The sequence below is a fragment of the Aestuariivita sp. genome (genome assembly GCF_021404545.1).
Taxonomy (GTDB): domain Bacteria; phylum Pseudomonadota; class Alphaproteobacteria; order Rhodobacterales; family Rhodobacteraceae; genus Aestuariivita.
On sequence record NZ_JAAWWD010000007.1, the window covers coordinates 67,859 to 82,880 of the forward strand.

At 54.3% G+C, this 15,022-nt stretch carries 13 protein-coding genes, 1 tRNA gene and 4 pseudogenes; 9 read left to right on the plus strand and 9 right to left on the minus strand.

What is annotated here, in order from left to right:
* Nucleotides 1–77: 77 nt before the first annotated feature.
* Nucleotides 78–2,255, minus strand: a complete 2,178-nt coding sequence (gene uvrB, locus HEP69_RS05170) for an excinuclease ABC subunit UvrB (protein WP_290557494.1) — start codon at nucleotides 2,253–2,255, stop codon at nucleotides 78–80.
* A gap of 420 nt (nucleotides 2,256–2,675) precedes the next feature.
* Between uvrB and HEP69_RS05175 the strand changes: the two genes are divergently transcribed.
* The 3 genes from HEP69_RS05175 to HEP69_RS05185 all read left to right on the plus strand — a co-directional run bounded on the left by HEP69_RS05175 (nucleotide 2,676) and on the right by HEP69_RS05185 (nucleotide 3,825).
* Entirely contained in the window at nucleotides 2,676–2,987 is a 312-nt protein-coding gene (locus HEP69_RS05175; RefSeq protein ID WP_290557495.1) for an ETC complex I subunit, read from the plus strand.
* A gap of 34 nt (nucleotides 2,988–3,021) precedes the next feature.
* Nucleotides 3,022–3,489 carry a GNAT family N-acetyltransferase gene (locus HEP69_RS05180; protein ID WP_290557497.1) on the plus strand — a complete coding sequence of 156 codons (468 nt, stop codon included), beginning with the start codon at nucleotides 3,022–3,024 and terminating at the stop codon, nucleotides 3,487–3,489.
* 259 nt (nucleotides 3,490–3,748) lie between these two features.
* A tRNA-Arg gene (locus tag HEP69_RS05185) sits at nucleotides 3,749–3,825 on the plus strand.
* Between the two features lie 123 nt (nucleotides 3,826–3,948).
* On the opposite strand, the pseudogene HEP69_RS05190 reads toward HEP69_RS05185, so the two are convergent.
* Nucleotides 3,949–4,155: pseudogene (locus HEP69_RS05190) on the minus strand (transposase); the annotation flags it as partial.
* Nucleotides 4,124–4,291, minus strand: a pseudogene (locus HEP69_RS05195) (helix-turn-helix domain-containing protein); the annotation flags it as partial. The pseudogenes HEP69_RS05190 and HEP69_RS05195, both read right to left, overlap by 32 nt.
* A 263-nt stretch (nucleotides 4,292–4,554) precedes the next feature.
* Between HEP69_RS05195 and HEP69_RS05200 the strand changes: the two are divergent.
* Nucleotides 4,555–5,004: a hypothetical protein gene (locus tag HEP69_RS05200; protein ID WP_290557498.1), complete on the plus strand. Its 450-nt coding sequence runs from the start codon at nucleotides 4,555–4,557 to the stop codon at nucleotides 5,002–5,004.
* Nucleotides 5,005–5,106: 102 nt separating this feature from the next.
* Here HEP69_RS05200 and HEP69_RS05205 read toward each other — a convergent pair whose 3' ends face one another.
* The 6 genes from HEP69_RS05205 to HEP69_RS05230 all read right to left on the minus strand — a co-directional run bounded on the left by HEP69_RS05205 (nucleotide 5,107) and on the right by HEP69_RS05230 (nucleotide 11,135).
* The gene (locus HEP69_RS05205) at nucleotides 5,107–7,770 is read right to left on the minus strand and encodes a hypothetical protein (RefSeq protein WP_290557499.1); all 2,664 of its coding nucleotides are present in this window, start codon (nucleotides 7,768–7,770) and stop codon (nucleotides 5,107–5,109) included.
* Nucleotide 7,771: 1 nt separating this feature from the next.
* Nucleotides 7,772–8,536 (minus strand): hypothetical protein, encoded by a 765-nt coding sequence (locus HEP69_RS05210; RefSeq protein ID WP_290557500.1) that lies wholly within the window; start codon nucleotides 8,534–8,536, stop codon nucleotides 7,772–7,774.
* Nucleotides 8,536–9,807 (minus strand): hypothetical protein, encoded by a 1,272-nt coding sequence (locus HEP69_RS05215; protein ID WP_290557501.1) that lies wholly within the window; start codon nucleotides 9,805–9,807, stop codon nucleotides 8,536–8,538. The genes HEP69_RS05210 and HEP69_RS05215 overlap by 1 nt, the downstream gene beginning before the upstream one ends.
* Nucleotides 9,711–10,205: an FAD-dependent oxidoreductase gene (locus HEP69_RS05220; protein WP_290557502.1), complete on the minus strand. Its 495-nt coding sequence runs from the start codon at nucleotides 10,203–10,205 to the stop codon at nucleotides 9,711–9,713. Before HEP69_RS05220 ends, HEP69_RS05215 begins: the two co-directional genes overlap by 97 nt.
* A 524-nt stretch (nucleotides 10,206–10,729) precedes the next feature.
* Nucleotides 10,730–10,993 carry a hypothetical protein gene (locus tag HEP69_RS05225; protein WP_290557503.1) on the minus strand — a complete coding sequence of 88 codons (264 nt, stop codon included), beginning with the start codon at nucleotides 10,991–10,993 and terminating at the stop codon, nucleotides 10,730–10,732.
* Complete coding sequence (locus HEP69_RS05230) at nucleotides 10,902–11,135, minus strand: hypothetical protein (RefSeq protein ID WP_290557511.1); 234 nt, start codon at nucleotides 11,133–11,135, stop codon at nucleotides 10,902–10,904. The genes HEP69_RS05225 and HEP69_RS05230 overlap by 92 nt, the downstream gene beginning before the upstream one ends.
* A gap of 28 nt (nucleotides 11,136–11,163) precedes the next feature.
* Here HEP69_RS05230 and HEP69_RS05235 point away from each other — a divergent pair, with 28 nt between their 5' ends.
* The 5 genes and pseudogenes from HEP69_RS05235 to HEP69_RS05255 all read left to right on the plus strand — a co-directional run bounded on the left by HEP69_RS05235 (nucleotide 11,164) and on the right by HEP69_RS05255 (nucleotide 14,955).
* Nucleotides 11,164–11,484 (plus strand): hypothetical protein, encoded by a 321-nt coding sequence (locus tag HEP69_RS05235; RefSeq protein WP_290557504.1) that lies wholly within the window; start codon nucleotides 11,164–11,166, stop codon nucleotides 11,482–11,484.
* 108 nt (nucleotides 11,485–11,592) lie between these two features.
* Nucleotides 11,593–11,682, plus strand: a pseudogene (locus tag HEP69_RS05240) (helix-turn-helix domain-containing protein); the annotation flags it as partial.
* A 728-nt stretch (nucleotides 11,683–12,410) separates the two neighbouring features.
* Nucleotides 12,411–12,812, plus strand: a pseudogene (locus HEP69_RS05245) (zinc ribbon domain-containing protein); the annotation flags it as partial.
* Nucleotides 12,809–13,183 carry a hypothetical protein gene (locus HEP69_RS05250; RefSeq protein WP_290557506.1) on the plus strand — a complete coding sequence of 125 codons (375 nt, stop codon included), beginning with the start codon at nucleotides 12,809–12,811 and terminating at the stop codon, nucleotides 13,181–13,183. The pseudogene HEP69_RS05245 and the gene HEP69_RS05250, both read left to right, overlap by 4 nt.
* Before the next feature lie 140 nt (nucleotides 13,184–13,323).
* Nucleotides 13,324–14,955 carry a DUF262 domain-containing HNH endonuclease family protein gene (locus HEP69_RS05255; RefSeq protein WP_290557507.1) on the plus strand — a complete coding sequence of 544 codons (1,632 nt, stop codon included), beginning with the start codon at nucleotides 13,324–13,326 and terminating at the stop codon, nucleotides 14,953–14,955.
* Nucleotides 14,956–15,022 lie beyond the last annotated feature (67 nt).

The following is a 15,022-nucleotide window of genomic DNA, read 5'->3' on the forward strand; positions in this document are numbered from 1 at the left end:
TTGAGGAGCTCGGCTTGGATCGAGATGCACAGAGGAAGATCAGAGCCCCGCGGACGCTGCCATTGCGGAGATAGAGCCTACCGCTTCCTTCTCTTCACATTCCCGCCCCGTTGCCCGGCCCTGCCAGCGGTTGACCGTCCCGATGATCTCACTGCCGCATCCGACGCGGCCTCCACCGCGGATTGGCGCGCCAGCGGGTCGTCGTGGATCGCCAGATCCACCGCCTCCAGCCGCTTGACCTCGTCGCGCAAACGCGCGGCCTCCTCGAATTCCAGGTTTTCGGCGGCCTTGCGCATATCCGCGCGCAGCCCATCGAGCACCGCTTGCAGGTTGGAGCCTTGAAGGTCCTTGTCGATCTGGGCCGTCACGCGGTTCATATCCACGTCGCCCTTGTAAAGGCCTGCCAGTACATCCTCGACGTTTTTCTTGACCGTCTCGGGCGTGATCCCGTGTTCCTCGTTATAGGCGATCTGTTTCGCGCGGCGGCGGTTGGTCTCACCCAAGGCGCGCTCCATCGAGCCGGTGATGCGGTCAGCATACATGATCACCCGGCCATCGGCATTGCGCGCGGCGCGGCCAATGGTCTGGATGAGCGAGGTTTCAGAGCGCAGGAACCCTTCCTTGTCGGCGTCCAGAATGGCCACCAACCCACATTCGGGGATGTCCAAACCTTCGCGCAGAAGGTTGATGCCGATCAGCACATCGAAGGCGCCCAGCCGCAAATCTCGAAGGATTTCAATGCGTTCCAGCGTGTCTATATCGCTGTGCATATAGCGGACCTTGATCCCTTGTTCATGCAGGTATTCCGTCAGATCTTCGGCCATGCGTTTGGTCAGGGTGGTCACCAGCGTGCGGAACCCATCGGCAGTGACGCGGCGCACTTCATCCAGAAGATCGTCCACCTGCATCTCGACGGGGCGGATCTCCACCTCCGGATCCAGAAGGCCGGTGGGCCGGATGACCTGTTCGGTGAACACACCGCCGGTCTGTTCCAGCTCCCAGGATGCGGGGGTGGCGCTAACGAAAACCGATTGCGGGCGCATGGCGTCCCACTCCTCGAATTTCAGGGGTCGGTTATCCATGCAGGAGGGCAGGCGGAAGCCATGCTCGGCCAAGGTGAATTTGCGGCGGTAGTCACCCTTGTACATACCGCCAATCTGCGGGACGGAGACATGGGATTCATCCGCAAAAACAATGGCATGATCGGGAATGAATTCAAACAGCGTGGGGGGCGGCTCACCGGGCGCGCGCCCCGTCAGATAGCGTGAGTAATTCTCGATCCCGTTGCACACACCGGTGGCCTCCAGCATCTCCAGATCGAAATTCGTGCGCTGTTCAAGGCGCTGCGCCTCCAGCAGTTTGCCTTCGCCCACCAGTTGATCGAGACGCATGCGCAGCTCTTTCTTGATCCCCAGAATGGCCTGCTGCATCGTCGGTTTCGGCGTCACGTAATGGGAATTGGCATAGACTCGGATCTGGTCGAACGTGTCCGTTTTCTCGCCGGTGAGCGGGTCGAATTCGGTGATGCTCTCTAGCTCTTCGCCGAAAAACGACAGCTTCCAGGCGCGGTCTTCGAGGTGGGCGGGAAAGATCTCCAGACTGTCGCCGCGCACTCGGAACGAGCCGCGCTGAAACGCCTGATCGTTCCGGCGGTATTGCTGGGCGACCAGATCGGCCATCACCTGACGCTGATCATAGCTGTGGCCGGTCTTCAGATCCTGGGTCATCGCGCCGTAGGTTTCGACCGAACCGATGCCATAGATGCAACTGACCGAGGCCACGATGATCACATCGTCCCGCTCCAGCAGCGCCCGCGTGGCCGAGTGGCGCATGCGGTCGATCTGTTCGTTGATCTGGCTTTCCTTCTCGATATAGGTGTCCGAGCGCGCGACATAGGCCTCGGGCTGGTAATAATCGTAATAGCTAACAAAGTATTCGACCGCGTTATCGGGGAAGAACCCTTTGAATTCGCCGTATAATTGCGCAGCCAGCGTTTTGTTAGGGGCCAGGATGATCGCCGGGCGCTGGGTCTCTTCGATGACCTTGGCCATGGTAAAGGTCTTGCCTGTCCCGGTCGCCCCCAGCAGCACCTGGTTTTGTTCTCCGGCCTGCACCCCTTCGGACAGTTCCACGATAGCAGTGGGTTGATCCCCGGCGGGTGAGAACTCGGTGGCCATGACAAAGGATCGCCCACCTTCCAGCTTGGGGCGGGACCGAACATCGGGGGCTGGGGCGTGCAAGACCGGGGTGGACATGGGCGTGAGGACTCCGTTGAAGGATGAGGTGCAGTTTGGGGTGTTTTACGCGAGGTTCAAGAGGGCGAGCGACCGGGTGTCAGGTTGGGTTGTCAGCGCGCTATTTGGTGCCAATTTGTCGCAATTTGCGAAAAATATATGTATTTCATATATTTGAGTGAACGATTTGCCAATGCGCGTGACAACGCCGCAGAAGCCCCTCAAAAAAAAGATGTGCGGGTGCCGCACGCGGGCTAATCTTACTGGTGCAAGCAGCGGACTTGGCTGCCATACGGATCGCACACACCCACCCCTCGCTCCCCGTGGTTCGAATGGCAGCCAAGGCCGTTGCTGCACTGTTAACGCCGTGACAAATCGGACCTTGCCGTGATGGACGTCTAACAGCATATAGGACCCGCCCGACTTTCGTGGAGACAGAGTATGCGCGCCCGTATCTATCAGCCTGCCAGAACAGCGATGCAGTCCGGTTCGGCCAAGACCCGCGACTGGGTCCTGGAATTCGCGCAAAGTTCTGCGCGCGATGTGGATCCGTTGATGGGGTGGACCTCGTCGTCCGACACCCAAACACAGGTCAAACTGCACTTCCCAAGCCGGGAAGCGGCGCAGGATTATGCTAAATCCAAAGGAATCGACGCGCAGGTGATCGAGCCCAAGCGACGCAAGCCCAATATCCGTCCGGGCGGTTATGGCGATAACTTCGCGACAGGGCGTCGTGGGGCATGGACCCACTGACCCAAAGGTTCGTTGGTGCCGATCCGGTGACGGTATGACAGATCTTCCGATGCCGGTTCCGGCGCATCCCAGCGAAACGGACGTGGCCGCCCTGTTGCGGACGCATCTGGATCTGATGCGCGCGGCATCTCCTCCTGAGAGTTGCCATGTGATGGACCCAGTCAGCCTGGTCGATGCCAAAGCGCAGCTTTTTGCCCTGCGCGCGGACCAAGACCTGTTGGGGATATGCGCGTTGGTTATGATCTCTCCCGATCATGGAGAGATAAAGTCGATGCACACTGCCGCCGTTGCCCGTGGGCGTGGTGTTGCCCGCGCCTTGCTGCGACATGTGATCGGGGTGGCTCGGGACGCGGGGGTATCCCGGTTGAGTCTGGAGACCGGATCAGACGACGCTCTCGCCCCGGCGCGCGCGCTCTACCTGGCGGAAGGATTTGCAGAATGCCCGCCATTCGGATCCTATGTGGTGGACCCGCTGAGCGTCTACATGACGCGACTGCTCTGAGAACTTCGCTCAGATGCGCATGGCTTTTCGCACCTCCACGCTTTCTTGCCGAAAGAAACATGGCACCATCCCAGGTCTTCGGTATCCTGTCGGACTACGTACAAGGCGCCTGTGGATAGGTTAAGGCTCTGCCAGAGGGTTTCGGGATCAACATGAAGAGCGGTTTCGATCCGGCCAGAGACGTTTCTGTCCGCTTAAACGCAGAGCCTGCGTCTTAGGTCTGGATTGCCATCGCCGCCCTTGGTACATGCTGGGCAGCGGTCCCGTAGCTCAACTGGATAGAGCACCTGACTTCTAATCAGGGGGTTGAGGGTTCGAGTCCTTCCGGGATCGCCATTTCAGACTGACTGTCGTAAAAGGCGCCTTCGCCTTGAAGGGTAAGGTGTTTTTTGCGGTTCGATCACACTTATTTCAGACGTAGGCCAAACGGTCGGCAAAGACCAGTTCTAGGTTCAGAACTCATAGCCAATAGATGACGGTCGCAGCGAGGGCGATGGCTGAGAGGAAGACCTTTGGGCACCGATCGTATCGGGTTGCCACACGCCGCCAATCCTTGAGCCTGCCGAACATGATTTCGATGCGGTTGCGCCGCTTGTATCTCCGCTTGTCGTATTTGACCGTTTGCTTGCGTTGCTTCCGACCAGGGATGCAGGCGCGTAGGCCTCTTGAACTTCGGTTCTACCGCGCCTTCGCGCAGGGACTTCTTGATCGTATTGCGAGACAATCCCGTCCGACGGGCAATCTCTCGAATTGGCATTTTATCACGCAATACCCAGCGTCGAATGACACTCAAAAATCCCATGTCGATCACTCCAAATCTCCCCAACCAAAACCGTCGGGGCAATGTGTTCACATGGGTCAATTCTCAGTGACAATTTATGGGCATACCGGGTCAGTTCTCAGTGACATTCAACAATCACGCCACAAGAAGCAGAGGACGCGTACTACAGGAGCTTGAAAACTGACGACATTGCAGCTTGAAATACGAGCTTAACAGTCTCCGGTAAACAAGGGGCGGTTCAAATCGCGCTGACCGAAGACCGTCGCAAAGCCCAGCAAAAGGCGTTGAAGCGCGTTCAAGCGAGTATCTCTAAAGCAGCCGACCGCCTCACAGAGACCGACAGCACCGCTGCCGTCCGCGCGCTTGAGGCCAAACTGGACGAGTTGGAAGCAGAACAAGCCACGATTCAAGAGCAACTGTCAAAATCCAAGCCGAAGCCGCGAGACTTCGACGCAACTTTTCGAACCGCGCTCGGCTTTCTCGCAAGCCCTTGGAAATACTGGGATAAGGGCGATCAACATGATCGCCAGGCGGTCCTAAAACTCGTTTTCGCCGCCCCAACGCCATATGCCCGAGATAGAGGGTTTCGAACCGCCAAAACCACCTTACCTTTCAAGGCCTTAGGCGATCTCGATGGCGACGGAGGGCAAATGGCGGAGGGGACGGGACTGGCGTCGAACCTTCTCCAGCTACGCCTGCACGAGTGTAAATGCAGAGAGTGTCCTGACCACTAATGACCTTCCACAAATTTGATCGGTGTATCGAACTTAAAATGGGAGAACCAGGGTGTACAATCCCGAGCGCGGCACCAGCCCAATATCAAATTGCTTCTAACATTAAAGGATTGATTTCGCATACTCTCGAAGACTCTGGAACCTCCAATCGTCGTAGTAAGTGACGTTGGTGCGAAATGCATCAAACAGCCTGTCAATTTCCTCTACATTTCCAGGTCGCCAAATTCTCTCCATTTTTCCCACCATTGCTCCAACGACGGAGTAAAGAAGGATCAGTGGAGAACAAATAATACTAGGATCAGATGGCGCATCGTGTGAAAGGGGTTCTTTCTTAAAATACGAAAGTTGGGAGATTAGATCCGTATGCGTGACAAGATCATCGAGAGCCCTGTGTAACTCACTTTCATCAACCGAGTGAGTAACGGAACCAACGTAATTTTTTGAGCTTCGATATCCTTGAACAACACCGACTTGCAGCAAATTTGTGGCAATAGTAGTCTTAACTGCCGCCGTAACATTGATATACTGATCCCCTACAGTAACATTCTCCTCGGCGTCGTTTTGAACCATCATTTCTCGGACATCGAGAAGCCGTTGAGCAGATCGGGAGATTTCATCGGCCAGCGCATCGCAAGGATCATCCTTGTTCTCAGATCGAGCGTGATAGTAGTGGCCTAGTGAAATTGCGAGATCTTCGCAGTCAAATCTGATAAACGGAACGCCAGCCGCTGTTCCTTCTTCGCGGTCTGCCGCGAGCGAAGAACGTGCCTTCACTAGCCAATTTCGTGCGTCATCATAGCGTCGCCGTGTGCGCGCGCGTACACGACTCGAGACGGCCAGGAGATAGTATGCTTCGCGACCACTCATGTTCGTTGATTTGACATCGCAGGCGAAAGAACGCGTACGAATGGGATCTCGCAACCAGTTTGCTCGCTCCACGATTTTGACGGCACTTTCAGCGTGTTGTTCAGCGACAATCCATAGGTTCGCGCTTGCGAAAAGAGCACCCAACACCAAGTATTTCAAATAGCATTCCTGACGGTAGTCGTCGTCTAGCGGGTCCTCAGAATTGGGCCGGTAACAGTCCTCAACAATCTGCTCGAAGCGATTAGAAAAAGCTGCGGAGGTGACGAACACACGTTTCGGTAACGACAGATCTCTAAATATCTGATTTGTGACCTCGAGGCTGTCGAACATAAGGTCTGGCGGATTTCGTACACCGTTCTTGTGTGCATTAAGAACAGAGTTGGCGCCGATCTCAGAGAACTCGACATTTGTCCTGTCGCGAGCGCGCGCCATCGTTTCGACAGCCAAATTCCCCAGTCTCTCACCATCAATTCTTGAGTCAATAGCTTCAAATTTGGCTAAGAGAATCTTTGCTATTTCGTCGTATTTCACCGGATTAAAAAGAAAATGGCGATGAAGACCGACTGCGTCTTCGGAAAACTCATTCCATCTCTCATATGCGTGTTCAATTTCGTGCGGCAAAATCTGCCCAGTCAGATCTCGTTCCGGGGTCACCGCATTTCTGGCAAGTCGTTCAAGGTGCTTCGCCGGTTCGCTAACTTCGGCTGGAAACGCGAGCAGCCCAGAGAACAGCTCGGATCCCGACATTTGGGTTGCCGAGGCTTTCGGTTCTCCACGTGAAACTGCCTTCTGAATTTCTCCCGTTATGGAGTCGACGAATGACCAAATATGCAGCACATGGTCGAAAGCAAAGCCTCGAAGCTGCCGATCATCGCCAGCTTGAGAGGGTTGCCGGGAATCCGCAAGCGCGAGTACAAGTTTTCTGTCTCCGGTGATCAAAACAACGCGAACATCACTGGCCTGTAGTTGTGCGAGCCGCCGATTGGCATAAATTAATTCTGCAACTGCCAAGCCGTCGGTTGCCAACCGATCTTTCCCGAATCGATAGGATGACGGAGCAACGACATCCCGTAGCGACATCTCCAATTCAGCCAATTCCAATGCAACACTCGTATCGTTCTTACGAAGCTCTTCGGAAACGTTTTCCAACTTGCACTTCAGGTGACTAGAATAGTATTTATCACTTGGCGCGAAATCAGATAGTGAAAAGATACCATTGCTCAGCCGCACGATTGTGGCGAAGGCATCCCACTCTCGGACAAACCGGCTGGACCGCTGAAGGTTCCGCTGTTCTACGGTCCTGAGAACATCGGCTAGAAATCTTCCTGCCTTCTGTGGTACGAAAGACTCATCGGTATTGTTAAGCCTATTTGCAACAATGCGAAGGGATTGACCAAAAAACTGCTCTTCCCGGTCATCTACTGACGAGCGAGATACATCAGCCTCCGCTGCAGCATCAAACTTCACGCTTTCGAATACTCTAAAAGTCTCCAATGAATGCGCGGTCGTCTGCAGTATTGGCGTCCCGTACTGAAAAGCTGTCTGCGCCGCCTTGTTGGCTAATAGCCAGGCGATAGATTCCGCTTTGCGTCGCTCAATCCCAAGCAGCTTCTGCCTCTCATCGGGGTCAAAATCCAGCAGAGGCCGTTGCGGCAGGATCTGACCGTATCCATCGCCAAGATTTCGCTCATTTACTGGACCAGTTATCCATGGCGCGCAGAGCGTCTTAATGACGTCTGTGTCAAATAGAAAAACGACTCTGCGATCCTCGTTTTGCCGCTCCCACCGCATCAAGGCCTTAGCCTTTTGTCCTTCATAGGCCACAAAGGCCGCGTTTCTTACCAACTGAAAGCGCAAATCGCCGAAATCTAAAGGTCGTCCTTTGGGGATGTAGCGCATACTAGCCCCCGACAAGATCGTTAAGAAGCGAAGTTCGAACGCTCTCTCGCTGTGCCCGCCGATGACTAAGGGGAAAGGGCTCATTAGCTGTATCTGAGTCATCTACAAGAGGCAAACGTCGCAAGCGGTGCCACTCAAGTACATCTTGAATTGGAGCGATATAATAGAACTGCGAATCTTTGGAAATCGAAACAATAACGCCAACAAGTGCACCATTCTCCGCTGTCAACATAGCGCCATTCCGAATTCGGTCATTCGGACCCGCAAGGTCTCGCTCTGTTCGTTCAAGACGCAACAGAGGATAAACCCGCCGATCACACCAATTCATGTGTGTAAGCGGGTGTAGAAGTGTTCCAATATTATCACCACAAATATCAAACATTGCCTCCCCTGCGCACACGCTCAGGTCGGCAATCTGATTCCGAACCTGATCTCGGAACCTGTTGTCAAATTCGATATCTGTTGCAATCGTAAAGATACGCGTCAAAACGCCGGAACTCAGCGCCTCATGTTCAGAATCTTCTTCAGTTATTGTATCTGGCCGAAATTCTGGATCCAGGATCCCGACGACTTCTCCCGATGAGATCAAGATATTTTGTCTATTAATATATCTATCTGTCCATCTACCCGCTATAAGCGCCTGATTAGGTAATATCCCTCTAACAGTTAGCCCCTTACGACAGCCACCGTCGTCTTCAAAAATATAAGAAAGTCGTACGGAACGAGTTCCAGAAGTTGACCGGAGAGTTGTGGTTGGTCCAAGCATCAGAACTCCTCATCAGGTGGTAGGTCAGCCACAGGCGAAACCATCAGTCTTGCACCACAAAACACGCCGTCGAGACCTCCGATTGCTCTCAATCGTTCCCTTATCTCGTTATTGCTTTTCATTGTCATTAATGCCCAGTACGGCGGGTCAGACTCCTTGCTAAGCCTCACTTCCGCATCCAAATGCTTCTTAGCAAACGATTTCAAAACCTTTTCATTTGCTTCGCGAATAGCATTGGAACCTTCTGCGCTCATCTCACCATATCGCATGCGGATCGCTGGGTCCGGCATAGCGTCGAAATAAACGTACTCTCCACCAGTGACCCCGGACAACACGTCTATCAATTGGCCTTCTACAGTCGAGTCTACCACCTCCTCGGCAACCGTTGTTTGGTCGGGCTGAACAAATACTGAGATGGTTTTGCGCTGTGCAACTCCGACGCGCGCAGGAAAATTTTTCGAAGTACCAAGCCTGCATATGAAGATCCGTTTTCGCGCCTCGCTTATCGGCTCTCCGCTTCTGCTTTGAATCTCGGCAGTAGATTGATCTCTTGACATCTTTGAATACCTGATGCGACCAGTCCTTAATAGATAGGCGATAAGTAACTTATTAATAGGCGCTGAGGTGGGAGCAAACGGGCTATCCAAGTCCCCAGCAAGAACCGGCCGCAACCGATCTTCGGTTGCTGGCGGCTTTAAGCTGTGCTCAAGGAAATCGATGAGCACCGAGTTCTCCCTCTCAATCTCATCAAAAATTGATAGGTAGAAATCGCGTTCTTCAGATGTATATATCTTCAAAGTATCTACTGCATCCTTTTGCCTTTCCGAATCCCAGGCAACGGTGCGAATACTCTCTTCGTGGGATTGTATTAACTGCTCGATTCGACTGAACCTAGCGAGGCGCGGTGCATCGGATTTGTTAAGCGAAGTATCCGGTAAAACGGTAGCTGAATCGTCTCGCAAATGCCCGATCACACCAAGGGGAATCAACCAAGCCAGTTTCGGTTCCCTGGCACAACAGCGAATGGCATCTATTAGTCCTCCATCTCCGGGCCCGATGATCATTGCTGGCCTGATGTGAGAACCGGCATCCATGTCAAATGCCTCTTCAGTCCAATAGTCTTCGAGGCCATATTCAGTACAGTGTTCTTCCGCAAATCCGGCAGCCAAAATTACTATGTCGAATTCACTTTCGAATTCAGCAGACCGTTGCTCACCTTGAACCAGTATGTCACGTCCAGAATTTCGCCCCCTCTCGACAACTTTTTGCAAGTGACATTTTTCTTCACGTAATTTCTAATTATATCGTTGTAATCAGCTTGCGCATGCGCCCTAATCTCACCGATGACGTCTTCTGCGGAGTCAGAATGCCAATTGAAGTGCGGCAGGCTAGTAAAAGGATCCATCGAGCCGAGCATAGGCCAACGATTGTATGTTGGATGCAAGAGTCGGTGGTTGGCCTTGGATCCTAACTTCAGGATCTCGTCTTCTGACTCATAAAGGGTCAAACGCCGCGCCCCTTCACTATGCAGCGCAACCAACAACGTAAGGCCAGTCATCCCGCCACCGATGATGCAAATCCTTTTCGAAGAAATGCTATTATCTTCCGCCCGTCCTTTGAGTCCTGCAGCAAGTAAAGTGGCACGCCGTTGTTGAAAATAGAATCCCACCCGATGACCTCTTGGTGCGAGCGAATATATATTGCTGCATTTCCTAACTCTGGAAGTTCTCAATATAAGCTCGAGAATTTCTGGCGGTATGGAGGAATTTAACAATTACTCTCTCTTTATAAGATCAGTTCCATTGATAGATTGGCCGTCCTGAAAGCCATTATTTTTTAGGTGGTGATTGATTGGGTTGCGCCTATGGGTTCCATCTTGGACGGCCCGGCGCTTGCAAAACTCTCATGGAAAAGTTTCATACCAAATCCTACTCTCATCCGTCATTCAGCCTTGACGGCAGCCTACATGCGGCAGGAATATCCTCAAAGATATTTTTGGGGGTTGCGGGTTGCCGGATGGTCGCTGGGCGCGATTTAAGTGGTAGATTTCAAGCAACCTTTTTTCGTCTCGCACCAAGACTTCTGTTGGAAGAACCAGTACTGCCGCGACGATCGTCTTGGGCTCGGTAGAAGGTTGAACGACCTTTTTGCGTGATCTGGTTCATAGCTGTCAGAAGGTGAAATTGGCGTTTTTTAAGGTGATTTGGCAAGACATACCCGCGCCTGATCCCGCATCACAGCGTAGTCCGCCAGCATCTCTGCGATCGCCGACCCTTCCGGCAGCAGGGCTAGTTCGTCGGCCGCCCGCGCCTGGAACTCCCGGCGGTACTCGACGACGGGCGGACAAGCGGTCACGATGTCGGCCTCAGAACCGGCCGTCGCGCAGCCGCTCAGCAAGCTCGTTGCGATCGCGAGGGCGGCGCGCCGCAGCCTCCAGCATCTGGCGTTGGACATCATTGGCCTTCTCCATGGTCTCAAGGCGTTCGGCGAGGTGTCCCGCTCGCTCGCCGGAGCGCCGGAGTGCGAGCAGAAACAGAAGCACGGCGAGCACTGTGGCGGCGTAGCGCAACGCCACCCGCACCCACGGGCTGGCCGCGATCGCGGTGAAGCGCGGTGGGCGGAAGGAGATGCAGCTGCCCGAGGGCGTCAAGCAACCGCGTCGAACGGATAACACGCTAGTGAAGGCGCTGGCTCGCGCGTTCCGATGGAAGCAGCTGCTTGAGTCGGGCGAATTCATCACAGTCGCTGAACTGGCAGAGCACGAGGGGATCGCGCCTTCCTACATGACCCGAGTCTTACGCCTAACGCTACTTGCGCCTGACATCGTGGAGGCGATCTTGGGCGGGACACAGGGGCCAGAGATGACGCTGGCGCTGGTGCTAGATCCGTTTCCGGTGCAGTGGGAAATGCAAGTTGTGCTGTGTTGTGGAGTTCGAAGAGCCAAGTAGTTGTCCGACTACTGAATTGGGCAGCTTTGGACTAGTTTACCCTTGTCTGCCCTGCTAGTCTCGTCGAAAATCGGAGCGGCTTGAATGTCAGGAATACCTGAGGCGGCGATGACCGTACGTGACGTGGCAGGCTACCTGAACGTCGACGAGAAGACTGTATATAGGCTCGCCAAACGCGGGGATTTGCCAGGTTTCACCACAGATCTCGGCGCATGGCTGCAGAACGTCGCTCCACCGGATTCCGTGATCCACGTTCTTGTCATGGCGACGCATCGGTTGGGCGAGTGGCAAAGCGAGAAACGCATCAAGGAAGTCGCGAAAGCGGCCGGAAAGACAATCGAACTTCACATCTGGGCCGCAATTCGGCTCGAGAACCGCATGAAATACAGAAATTCATCCGATGTTCTGTGGCCAGCGTCAGTCCCTGACGACCCTGAAATCATGGCTTACATCGAACAGGAGGAGCGGTTCCCGCTTCAAACGCGTACTGCCGGTGTCGGAAAGTCAGACATGGAGTTTACGTCTGCAGAAGGGCGGCAACTGCTTGAGCAAGAGTTCCTACGCGCTGGGGTCAGGATAAGGGGCTTCTGTCAGAACCCAAGCCCGATTATGCGTCCGCTGGGGTTCGGCAGCTTTGGGGTCGGCTTCGGATCGACCATAGTGACCTACCGAAACTGCCCGAACAACGCGCCCCTGGCGCTGTGGTGGGGCGATCCGAACGCCCAGCCGATCCATGATCTCGCCCATGTAGGGCGTGCGCGCCGTGCGATACCGTCCGGGTTCAGCCGACGCGCGACCGGACAGCATGCGGTGCCGGTCCGCCCATTGCGAGACCGTCAGATCCGGGTCCGGCGTGAGGCCTTTCCACCAACCTGCGGCGCGGCCAAACCCTGTTCGCGTAGCGTTTCGCCAACTGCCGAGACCGCACCCGCAAACGCGACCGGCTGTATCGCTACTATGTCAGCCAGACCGTGCTGAAGCACGGCGCCGGATCGTGTCCCGTGGGCCGTGTCTCGGCTGGTGAGATCGAAACCGCCGTCATTGCTCAGCTTCGCGCAGTGTTCCACCAACCCGAGATCGTGGCCGGGACATGGAAGGCGGCACGCGCCAATGCCGACGATATCACCGAGGCCGATGCCCGCGCGGCTCTGCAGCAGCTCGACCCGCTGTGGGATGAACTCTTCCCCGCAGAGCAGGCCCGCATCGTGGCGCTGCTGATCGAGCGCGTCGACATCGGCACGGAAGGGCTCAATATCCGGCTGCGCGTCGACGGCCTACGTGGCCTTGCGAGCGAGATGTTTGCAGGCGGCATTGAGGCGGCGGCATGACCAGCAGGACGCCAATTCCCGACACAATGACGCTGCACGTGCCATTCCGCGTCGTGAAGCGCGGTGGGCGAAAGGAGATGCAGCTGCCAGAGGGCGTCAAGCAACCGCGCCGTACGGACAATACGCTAGTGAAGGCTCTGGCCCGCGCGTTTCGTTGGAAGCGAATGCTGGAATCGGCCGAGTTTGCCACCAATGCCGAACTGGCGGAGCGCGAGGGTATTGCACCGTCCTACATGACGCGCGTCCTGCGGCTCACATTGCTTGCGCCCGATATCGTCGAGGCAATCTTGGACGGCAGGCAAGGTTCAGACGCGACGCTGTCCAAGCTGCTTGAGCCGTTTCCTGGCAACTGGCGAGATCAGCGCCTCTAACAGCCCAAATTTCAAGGGATTCGGCTTGTGCCGCAGACCGCCCATCACCTACACTTGAGGAAAGAGAAGTGACGGGCCACGATCAAGTCGGCGCGCTCAAATCCAGAATAATCGTATTTCTTTGAGGGGCGCTCGAGCGAATGGAAGCTGCGGAAAGAACAATAAGCAAGATACTTACAGAACAAATACGCTATGAGATCCCTCCGTACCAACGACCATACTCATGGGAGAAAGGAAACGTCGAACAGCTTCTAGATGATGTGTGGGATGCTTTTGAAGCCGATGACGAAGAATACTTCATCGGGTCCCTCATCACCATCGAGCGAAGCAAGGACGAGCTTTATGATGTCGTCGATGGGCAGCAGCGGCTGACGACACTTAACCTGATTTTCGCACGCTTAAGAGATGCGGTTAGTGAGCCGGCAAAATCGACGCTTGGGAAACGGGTCTTACCCAAGAACGAACTAACCGGCGAAGAAGAGACGCCGCGCCTCACGCTCCGACAAAAAGATCAGAGCTTTTTCCGCCGCCACGTTTTAGCCAGTGAGGAAATCACCGACGCGATATCGCGCGAGATTCAAAATAAACAGGATGCCCCAAAAATAAGGCTCACTGAAAACCTTGGCGTCATCGACAATTTTTTGGCTCAGCGAGATGAGAAGTCTCTAAAGCTGTTTGCGAATTACCTTCTAACGAAGGTGTACGTGGTGTTTGTAACAACTGCGTCATGGCAGTCGGCATACCGGCTGTTCAACGTTTTGAACGCGCGCGGAATGCCGCTGTCGAACGCAGACTTGATCAAAAACATGCTATTTGCGCGTATGGGCGGTGCATCGTCAAAAAGCGAAGAGCTTGATGAACAGTGGCTACAACTCGAGGAAGCGATTGGCATCGAACGACTAGATCAGTTTCTGGCACACCATCGATCATCGGTTACAGCGATCAAAGCTCGGAAAACTCTCCATGAGGAGTACAAACCGCTTATTGAGGCAAGTGACAGCCCGTTCAGCTTCTTGGATGGCATAACCACATCTGCTCGAAATTATCTCCGCATCCAGCAAAACGGTTTTGAGGATGTCGCCGCGCGACGATCGTTGCGTTCCCTCCATCGCGTTGCGTTCGAGGAATGGGTGCCACCGTTGCTCGCCTATCTCAACAATCCAGTTGAAGGCATATCGGAAGCCGAATTCATCGATCTACTTGAGAAAGTCACCTACCAGAACTGGATCAGGCGGCTTGCGTTTACCGCTCGTCTTACAGCCTACTTCCAGCTGATTACAGCAATACGTTCGGGAAAGTCGGCCGATGAAATTAGGTCGATATTTCGGCAAAACGCGCAGAATGAAGAGTTTCATTCACTGCTCAACGGTGAAGTTTATGGGAAGCCTTTTGCGCAGGCTGTTCTACTTCGGCTGGAGGAAGCAGATCAAGATGAATCTGTCACGAAAGACTATGGCGGAAAAATAACTATTGAGCATGTGCTCCCTCAGGCCCTGAAAGAAGATTACTGGCGCGAGCGGTTTACGGATGATGCTCATCGTCAATGGTTGCACCGCCTCGGGAACCTTGCCCTTCTTGCTGGCATCAAGAATTACAAAGCCCAGTACTTCAGCTTCGACCGTAAAAAGAAAATCTATTCGGAAAGAAACAATAAGGTGTCATTTGATACCACTAAGCTCATCCTAGAGCAGGATGACTGGCGTCCAGAATTTATAGAGTTTCGGCAAGCTAAAATGGTTGAAGCTGCCGCAGATATTTGGACGATTGCATGAACGAGAAAGCCGCCAAGATTCAAAAGTATCGGTCTTCCTTGGGTGTTAGGGTCAGGACCCATTGATT

What these genes read in the sequence shown, in the direction of transcription:
- uvrB (WP_290557494.1), bottom strand. Translation starts at nt 2,255, where the DNA reads ATGTCCACCCCGGTCTTGCACGCCCCAGCCCCCGATGTTCGGTCCCGC.
- HEP69_RS05175 (WP_290557495.1), top strand. Translation starts at nt 2,676, where the DNA reads ATGCGCGCCCGTATCTATCAGCCTGCCAGAACAGCGATGCAGTCCGGT.
- HEP69_RS05180 (WP_290557497.1), top strand. Translation starts at nt 3,022, where the DNA reads ATGACAGATCTTCCGATGCCGGTTCCGGCGCATCCCAGCGAAACGGAC.
- HEP69_RS05205 (WP_290557499.1), bottom strand. Translation starts at nt 7,770, where the DNA reads ATGCGCTACATCCCCAAAGGACGACCTTTAGATTTCGGCGATTTGCGC.
- HEP69_RS05210 (WP_290557500.1), bottom strand. Translation starts at nt 8,536, where the DNA reads ATGCTTGGACCAACCACAACTCTCCGGTCAACTTCTGGAACTCGTTCC.
- HEP69_RS05225 (WP_290557503.1), bottom strand. Translation starts at nt 10,993, where the DNA reads ATGATGTCCAACGCCAGATGCTGGAGGCTGCGGCGCGCCGCCCTCGCG.
- HEP69_RS05235 (WP_290557504.1), top strand. Translation starts at nt 11,164, where the DNA reads ATGCAGCTGCCCGAGGGCGTCAAGCAACCGCGTCGAACGGATAACACG.
- HEP69_RS05250 (WP_290557506.1), top strand. Translation starts at nt 12,809, where the DNA reads ATGACCAGCAGGACGCCAATTCCCGACACAATGACGCTGCACGTGCCA.
- HEP69_RS05255 (WP_290557507.1), top strand. Translation starts at nt 13,324, where the DNA reads ATGGAAGCTGCGGAAAGAACAATAAGCAAGATACTTACAGAACAAATA.